Annotated in this window: 6 protein-coding genes; 1 reads left to right on the plus strand and 5 read right to left on the minus strand. The window is 65.1% G+C overall.

The window, feature by feature from the left end; all coding sequences use genetic code 11:
- Nucleotide 1 precedes the first annotated feature (1 nt).
- Nucleotides 2-1,003: a hypothetical protein gene (locus GXY33_20200; GenBank protein NLX07470.1), complete on the plus strand. Its 1,002-nt coding sequence runs from the start codon at nucleotides 2-4 to the stop codon at nucleotides 1,001-1,003.
- 25 nt (nucleotides 1,004-1,028) lie between these two features.
- Here GXY33_20200 and GXY33_20205 read toward each other — a convergent pair whose 3' ends face one another.
- The 5 genes from GXY33_20205 to GXY33_20225 form a co-directional block, all read right to left on the minus strand.
- The gene (locus tag GXY33_20205; GenBank protein ID NLX07471.1) at nucleotides 1,029-3,086 is read right to left on the minus strand and encodes a phospholipid carrier-dependent glycosyltransferase; all 2,058 of its coding nucleotides are present in this window, start codon (nucleotides 3,084-3,086) and stop codon (nucleotides 1,029-1,031) included.
- 138 nt (nucleotides 3,087-3,224) lie between these two features.
- Nucleotides 3,225-3,824: a hypothetical protein gene (locus tag GXY33_20210; GenBank protein ID NLX07472.1), complete on the minus strand. Its 600-nt coding sequence runs from the start codon at nucleotides 3,822-3,824 to the stop codon at nucleotides 3,225-3,227.
- 1 nt (nucleotide 3,825) lies between these two features.
- On the minus strand, nucleotides 3,826-5,676 hold the full coding sequence (locus GXY33_20215) for a hypothetical protein (GenBank protein ID NLX07473.1): 1,851 nt from the start codon (nucleotides 5,674-5,676) through the stop codon (nucleotides 3,826-3,828).
- Nucleotides 5,677-5,791: 115 nt separating this feature from the next.
- The gene (locus tag GXY33_20220; GenBank protein ID NLX07474.1) at nucleotides 5,792-6,382 is read right to left on the minus strand and encodes a hypothetical protein; all 591 of its coding nucleotides are present in this window, start codon (nucleotides 6,380-6,382) and stop codon (nucleotides 5,792-5,794) included.
- A 44-nt stretch (nucleotides 6,383-6,426) separates the two neighbouring features.
- A complete protein-coding gene (locus tag GXY33_20225; protein NLX07475.1) occupies nucleotides 6,427-7,635 on the minus strand; it encodes a tyrosine--tRNA ligase in 1,209 nt (402 codons plus the stop codon).
- Nucleotides 7,636-7,779: the final 144 nt, after the last annotated feature.

The raw sequence follows: 7,779 nt of genomic DNA on the forward strand, positions 1-7,779 counted from the left end.
CATGGTGACCTCTCGGCTGGGTATTCTGGGGGCGGACCGGTATACCGATCTGCTGGTGGACGTCCTGTCCAGGAACGACCGCTTTGAGCTGGCGGCGATCTGTGATCCGCGCGCCGAGTGTATCGCCCGGCTGGAAAACCGCCTGCCCTTCGAGCTCTACGACGACCCTCGCGAGATGATCATGCGCAGCGGCGCGCAGATCCTGCTCGTCTGGTCCGGCGAAGACCATTGGGCCGCCGTCGAGTCGGCCCTGGAACGGGAAATCTGGGTCTGCCTGCGGACCGTCGATCAGGCGCCCTCCGGTCCCGCCGGCAAACTCCTGCGCCAGGCCCGTAAGCAGAACGTCGGCGTCTTCGTCTGGGCTCCGTGGCTCTTTGTGCCGAGCTTCGAGAGCATCGGCGACTACCTGGCCGATCAGCAGATCGGGGCAATCACCTCGCGGTTCTCCGCCTCGGATGAGACCCTCGACTGGCCCGGACTGGAGAACCCGCTGGTGGCCCTGACCTACCCGAGCCTGTTCCTGACCCAGGGCTGGCTGGGCCTGCCGGAACGGGTCTACTGCCGCCAGATGACCTGTCCGTCGCAGGAATCGGCCACGCCCATCCGATACCATTGCGGACTATTCCTGGCCTACCGCCAAGCCTTGGTCCAGTTGGCCGGATCGCTGAACGCCGGACCCGACCGCTGGGAGTTCGTGCTCCAGGGCTCCGGCGGCGCCATCGAGGCCGCATTGCCCCAAGCCCACTGGTACGACGGACAGGGCAAGCTCCTGGCCGGCAGCGAGCACTACACCACCGACCTGGTCCGCCGGATCGGCTACGAGCGAATGCTTAACGCCCTGTGGCAGGCCTACCAGGAGCGTCAGCGCAGCACCGCGTTTGAATTGGGCAGGCACATCGGCGTGATGGCCGTGCTCGAGGCTGCCGCCCTCTCCGCCAAGACCGGCGACCCGGAAACCCCGGCCAAGGTCGCCGAGTTGAACGAACTGATGACCCTCTCCTGACCGACTGCCGCCGCGGCAAAGCCGTCTACGGCGTTTCGGACTGAGTCGCCGCCGCCTGCGTCGCCGCGGGAACATCGGTAAACAGCACCAGGCCCTTGGTGTCGCTGAAGAAGTTGGAGACTCGCATCACCTCGCGAATCGCCCGGTTCTCCGCATTGGCGTAGCCCATTGCCAGCGCGTATTTCTGGTCCGAAGTCAGGAAATACTGACGCCCCGGCTGATCCATGACCTCAAACGCCGCCGTCGCCGTCGCCTCGTAGAGGTCGGCGATCGCGCCCGTCTTGTCCGTCGCCTTCAACACGATCGCCGTGATCTGCTGATCCGTGGGAATCTGCGGGATCGGCCGGCCAAAGTAGTACACCAGCGGGCCGTCCGCCCGGCCCAGGAAGTACACCTCGGCGTCCGGACCCGTCTCCGCCCGGATTCGTTCGGCCACCCGCCGCGGATCGGCCTCCGGATCGATGATCAGAGGAAACGCCGTCCAGACGATGGCGAAGACAAACCCGGTCCCGATCGCGATCACCGTCGCCATCGCCAACACGCCCCACCGCAACAGCACCAGCGTCGAGAGCAGCTCAACCGCCAGAATGATCCCGAACACCCCGTAGAACTGATACTCCAACTGCGGCAGTTCCTGCACGATGTAGCGCCAGCCGAAAAACCCCGCGATCAGCGTCCCGCCGAAAATCGCCCCCATCACCACCAGCACGTTGCGGGTCGTGATCCATCGGTGCAGGCAGTACACCATGCCCGCCACCGACAGCATCACCGCCGCCGGCGCCAACGGGAGAATATAGTGCGCCCGCTTGCCCTTCGAGAGGCTGAAGAACGCCAGGTCCGCCGCCAGCCACACAAAGACAAATACCAGTTCGCGCCGCCGGTCCGCCACCTCGCGCAGAAACGGCAGCACCAGCCCCACCGGCAGAAACACCGTCCACGGCAGTCCGAGCACGAAGACCAGCGGAATGTAGTAGTGCCACGGCCGCTCCGTGCCGAACTGACCGACAAACCGCGAAATGTATTCCTCACGCCACCGGTACATCGCGTCCGGAAGCGTCAGCAGGACCGCCAACGCCCACGAACCCACCACCAGCAGCAGGATCAGCACGCCCCAATGCACCTGGAATCGCGCCAGGTCCGCCACCAGACGCGAGAGGCCCAGCCTGAACCAGCGCGAGGTCCACGCCTTGGGATACTCGACCTCCACCGGGCCGACCGACTGCGGAGTCGGCAGTTGAAACGCAAAGTAGATCAGGTAGAAGAAGATCGGCGCACCCACCGCCAGCAGCGGAACCGGACCCTTGGCCAGCATGCCCAGGGCGAAGAATACGTAGCCCAGGACGATCCAGAACGTCGATTTCCGCTTGGCCGTCTTGTTCGCGTAGATCGACGGCAGATACACCGACAGGACGATCAGCAGAACCACCGCCAGACCGAACGCCAGCAGGGCCGGCAGAAGCGACTTGACCATCGCAACCGCTCCCGCCACCAGCAGCAGCGAGGCCAGAATCGACCCGGCCAGATAGAGCCAGTGTGCCTTCGTTCCCAAGCCCGGCTCCTCGCGCAGCCGGCTGAACGCAAACCAGAAACAGAACATCGAGGCGACCACGAACGCGGTCATCATCGTATCGGCGATGCCGATGTGCGACTGCCATAGGAACGCGGCGCAGGATGCCGTCGCCAGCCCGGTGATCAGCCCCATCACCCGATCGAACATCCGCAGCGCCAGCAGGTACATCATCAGCGCGATCGCGCCGGCTGAGACCGCCGACGGCGCCCGCACCACCGTTTCCGAAATGCCGCCGGCCAGATATCCGACCGCCGCCACCACCCAGTACATCAGCGGCGTCTTCTGAAGCCGAATCTGGTCGTTGTAGTGCGGCACCACCCAGTGCCCGTGCTCCAACGTGTTCTGGGCCGTCACCGCCACCAGCGCCTCGTGGTCGGTCAGCGGCACCTCCGATCCCAGGTGAAACCCGAAAAACGCCACGCAGAAGATCACGATCAGAACGATGTCCATCCAGTGAAAACGCTGATCATCTTCGACGATCGCGCTCCGGTTGTGGTAAGAATCCGCGTACATGTGCACCTCCGCGCGGCCGCACCCCCGCCAGTCCGACCGCGCATGGCAATGATATTCAATAATACAGGCTTGATTGCATGAAAAGACTATATCACAGACCCAGGCGGCAGGCCAGTGATTTCGGCCGCCCCGGGCCGCTCATCGCCGACGATCGGAACGCCGGCGAACCAGCGATGCCGTCACGAGCACCACAATCGCTGCAAGACTCAACAAGACCACGATTTGCGCAAGGCGGTCGGACCACGCAACCGCCCGGCGAAGCACCAGCACCACGTCTTGCCCCGCCACGATCGGACCGCCCGCGTAGATCCGCTGACCGCCCTGCCGGGCGATCTCGCCGATCCCTTCCGCGGTGATCTGCACCGACGGCGCATCGGCGGTGACCATCACGTTCTCGATTGGAAACTCCTGCCCCAGCCGCAGTTCCGCCCGCCCGTGACGCCACGGCAACTCGGCCTCCACCTCCACCGTCGTCGGCCCGCTCAGGTTCCACACCGACACCTTCTCCGCCGTCCACGACGCCTCCGCCGCCGCCCCCAGACTCACCCGAACGCCTTTGGTTCCGTGGGCCTCAAGCACCATCTCGGACAGCCCTTCCGGCTCCAGACGCCAGAACCCCTGGACCCGGACCGACGACTCGCATGCCGTCACCTGCAGATGGCATGCCTCGATCCGCCCCTGCGTCTGGGCCTGCCCAGCCGCGACGGTCAACCACAACAGCACACACGTCGGCACCATATCAAGTCCCCTCGAAATCGCGTTCCTCGCCCGCCCGGTCCCCAGCCGTACGGCCCAACCCCATCAGCCCGCCGACAAACAGCAACGCCAGCCCCACCCACAGACACGCCATCAACGGTTTGCGGTAGATTCGCACCGTCGCATTCCCGCCGCCCGCGTAGTCGAGAACCGCATACAGATCCCACCGCGCCCCCGCCGCGACATCCGGCCGATGATCCACCAGTCCGCCTTCATACTCCGTGCGGATCGGCCTTAAGATCACCTCTGCGCCCCGCCAGCGCAGCCTGACCGCCGCCGTGTGCCGGACTCCGCCCGCCGTCGCCTGAGCGGCCAGATCGACGATCTGCGCCTCCCACGGCCCAACCTTCGCCGTCCGCTCCGTTCCGACCAGCGTCGCCGACGTCGTCGCCGCCAACGGCCCGCCCACCATCACCGCGACCAGAACCAATAGCAAACCCAGGTGCGCCGCCAGCTTCCCCACATAGGTGAAGCGAAAGCGGCGGACAAAGAAGAGTTCGAACGCGACGCTCACACCGACCGCGGTGAGGAAGAACGCCGCCAACAGCGGCACGGCCGCCAGATCGGTCAGCATCCACAGCAGAAAGCACGCCACGCCCGCCAACGCCACCGCACTGAGCCCCCCTTCCTGACGCAGACGCGAACGCCGCGGAAGGTCCACCAGACCGCACCAGAACAGCACCACCAGAAGCACCAGGCCCGTCCAGGCCAACACCGCCCGAAGGAATTCCTCAAGCCGCATCGACTGCAATCCCCACCACGCCAACACCAGGTCGCGAAATGCGTCGAGGAAGAAGAATATCGCCAGCACGCCCAACACCACCAGCCCCGCCGTCCGCGAACCGTCGCCGGTCTCCCAGACCGAACCAAGACGCCACACTTGCACCACCGTCGCCAAAATCACCGCCGCCGCTCCCAGCATCGCCCAAAGCGGAACCGCCGACAGCGACACAAATCCCTGCAAATCCAGCCACAACGCCAGCACGACCAAGCTCACCGCCAGCCCCAACCCCGCCAGCAGCGCCGCCGTCTTGCCCGATGCGTGCGGCCGACGCGAACTTAAGTGCACCAGGCCCGTGGCAATCAACCACAACCCCAGCGTCGCATCCTCGATCGGCGTCGACCGCCAGCAGGCGTCGCTGTGAAGCTGATGGTACGTCCACCACGCGTAAAGCCCAATCGCACCGGTCAGCAACACCCATGCCCGCCGCGACCAACTCGAGATCAGCGCCGAACGCGAAGGTTCATTCTCATCGCCCATCGCCGCGAAGAATACCACCGCCAGCGCCGCGCAGCCGCCGGCCAGGGCCACGCCATGCAGCGCCGCTGACCAGTGCCGAAACAAGACAGCGGCGCTCGGCCCTTCCGCCACCGGAAGCACCGCCGGCGAAAACGGATTGCCCGCCAGCAGCACGACGCCCAACCCGACCGTCGCGACCGTCGCCAGACCCAGCAAAAACTGCTGACGAAACCGCCGACCCACGCCCGGCGCCAGCGAAAGCCACGCAAGACTCCCGAAACACAGCACCAGCGTCACCCACAACAGCAACCGCCCCTCGAGCCCGATCCACGCCGCGCTCAGCCGCTCGTACCACGGCGTCGCGTCATCCACGTGCATCGCGACATACCGCACAGCCGAGTTGCCCATCACCGATCCAACCGCCAGCAGCGCAAAGCACCACAGCACAATCGCCGAACCCGCGAAGAAAAACACCCGCGACAGGAAAAACCGCCGCTCCGCCCCGATCCGAACAAGCACCGGCAACCCCGTCACCCACGCGCCCGCCAGCAGCAGATAGCCCGCCAGCAATCCCAACGTGCCCAGCGTGCTCATCGACCCGCCTCCGCCGTCAACAACCGCTGCGCCGCCAGGTTGATATCCCGCCTCGATTCCATGCCACCAATCTACCCGCTTCGACGACCAGCGGCAAGCAGGCTTTGCATACCTCTCACCGCTGAACCGCGTAGTGCGTCGAGGCCAAGACCTCTTCCTTCGACCGCGGAGCAAGCTCCTCCGGCGGCGTCAGTTCCTCCCGCGCCAACTCCTGAGCCCCGATCGACGCCTGATCGACCGCGTTGCGCCCGCCCTCAGCCGCCAGGCCGGCTGTGTAGTCGATCCGCAGGAGCCACGACGAAACCGCATCGCCCAGTTCCTGCAGGTATCGCAAAACCAGGGCGCACGGCAGCTCACGGCCCGCCCGGTAACATAAGATCGCCTCCACTCGCCCGGGCGGCCGCAGCGCCGCCGGCGACGCCAGCAACACCGCCAGACCGGACCGCGCCTCCGCCTCGTCGGCAAACCAGAACACCATGCCCGTCGTGCGCGACCACGTCTCCGGGCTCACTCCGCGAAGCTCCACCGTCCCGTCCAACCTCGCCCGCTGAATCCGGTAAACCTGCCCGTCGGCGTACCGAGGCTCTGAGAGCAGGTGCTCGATCTCCTCCGCCGTGTAACCCACCGACACGTGCTCGCCGAAATCGAAGATGTACAGCCCCACATACCGCTGAGGGTCGCGAAGCGCCGGCAATCTGTGAATCATCAAACCTCCCCCGAGACCGACCTCGCCGGACAAAGACCCCTCGCCTACTCGACCACGAGCTTGGCGAATTTCCGCCGGCCGATCTGAAGAATGAGGCCCGTCGCCGGCGCGATCGTCGCATTCACGTCGCCGACCGCCTCGCCGCCGACCTTCACGCCGCCCTGCTGGATCAGCCGCCGGGCCTCCGAATTGCTCTTGACCATCCCGATCTGCGCGAGCAGCTTGGCCAGCGGCTGCTCTTCGCCGGTCACCCGCACCTCCGGCATCTCGTCCGGCAACTCGTGCTGGGCGTGAATCCGATCGAACTCCGCAGCCGCCCACTCCGCCTGCTCGTCGTTGTGGTACGCCCGGACGATGTACTTGCCCAACTCCATCTTCGCCTGCTTCGGGTGCGTCTGGCGGGTGTCCAAAATCTCGCTGATCCGCTCCGGCCCGAAATCCGTCAGCAGCGTGAACCACTGCGGCATCACCGTATCCGGAATGCTCATCACCCGCTCGAACATCAGCCGCGGCTCGTCGGTCAGACCGACGTAGTTGCCCAGCGACTTGCTCATCTTCTGCACGCCGTCCAGCCCCACCAGGATCGGCAGGATCATCACCACCTGCGCCGGCTGGCCCGCCTCGAGCTGCAGGTCGCGGCCCACCAGGTTGTTGAACGTCTGGTCCGTCCCGCCCAGTTCCACGTCCGCCTCGATCATCACCGAGTCGTACCCCTGCATCAGCGGGTACATCAACTCGTGCATCCCGATCGGCGTCTCGGTCTCAAATCGCTTGCGAAAATCCTCACGCTTGAGCATCTGCCCAACCGTCATCTTCGCCGCCAGCTTCAATACGTCGTCAAACCGCATCTCCGCCAGCCATGAGCTGTTGTAACGAATCTCCAGGAAGTCCGGGTCCGTCTTGAGAATCTTTCCCGCCTGCTGGAAATACGTCTGGGCGTTCTGCTCGATCTCCGGGCGGGTCAATACCGGCCGGGTCTTGCTTCGGCCCGACGGATCCCCGATCATCGCCGTGAAATCCCCGATGATCAGCACCGCCTTGTGACCCAAGTCCTGAAACTGCCGCAGCTTGCGCAGCACCACGGAGTGGCCCAAGTGGATGTCCGGGGCCGTCGGGTCCATGCCCAGCTTCACCCGCAGCGGCTTGCCGCTGGACAGCGAACCGGCCAGCTTCTGGGCCAGTTCCTGCTCGCTGTAAACCGCTTCGATGCCACGCTTGAGTGTCTCTAATTGTTCTGCAACCTTAGCGTCCATAGCGCGATATGTTACCCAAGGCCTATCGACCGGTCAAGCCGATCCACCCGTCAATCGTCCTCTCCAACAGTCTTCTCGGTTCGCATTCCCCTTGACTTTTGTGAAATGCCTCTGTATCCTGAGCGTAGTTAACCGGTTTAGCTA

It is taken from the genome of Phycisphaerae bacterium (assembly GCA_012729815.1).
Lineage (GTDB): Bacteria > Planctomycetota > Phycisphaerae > JAAYCJ01 > JAAYCJ01 > JAAYCJ01.

Coding starts and splice junctions, on each gene's coding strand:
- GXY33_20215 (NLX07473.1), bottom strand. CDS start 5,676: ATGAGCACGCTGGGCACGTTGGGATTGCTGGCGGGCTATCTGCTGCTG.
- GXY33_20225 (NLX07475.1), bottom strand. CDS start 7,635: ATGGACGCTAAGGTTGCAGAACAATTAGAGACACTCAAGCGTGGCATC.
- GXY33_20205 (NLX07471.1), bottom strand. CDS start 3,086: ATGTACGCGGATTCTTACCACAACCGGAGCGCGATCGTCGAAGATGAT.
- GXY33_20220 (NLX07474.1), bottom strand. CDS start 6,382: ATGATTCACAGATTGCCGGCGCTTCGCGACCCTCAGCGGTATGTGGGG.
- GXY33_20200 (NLX07470.1), top strand. CDS start 2: ATGGTGACCTCTCGGCTGGGTATTCTGGGGGCGGACCGGTATACCGAT.
- GXY33_20210 (NLX07472.1), bottom strand. CDS start 3,824: ATGGTGCCGACGTGTGTGCTGTTGTGGTTGACCGTCGCGGCTGGGCAG.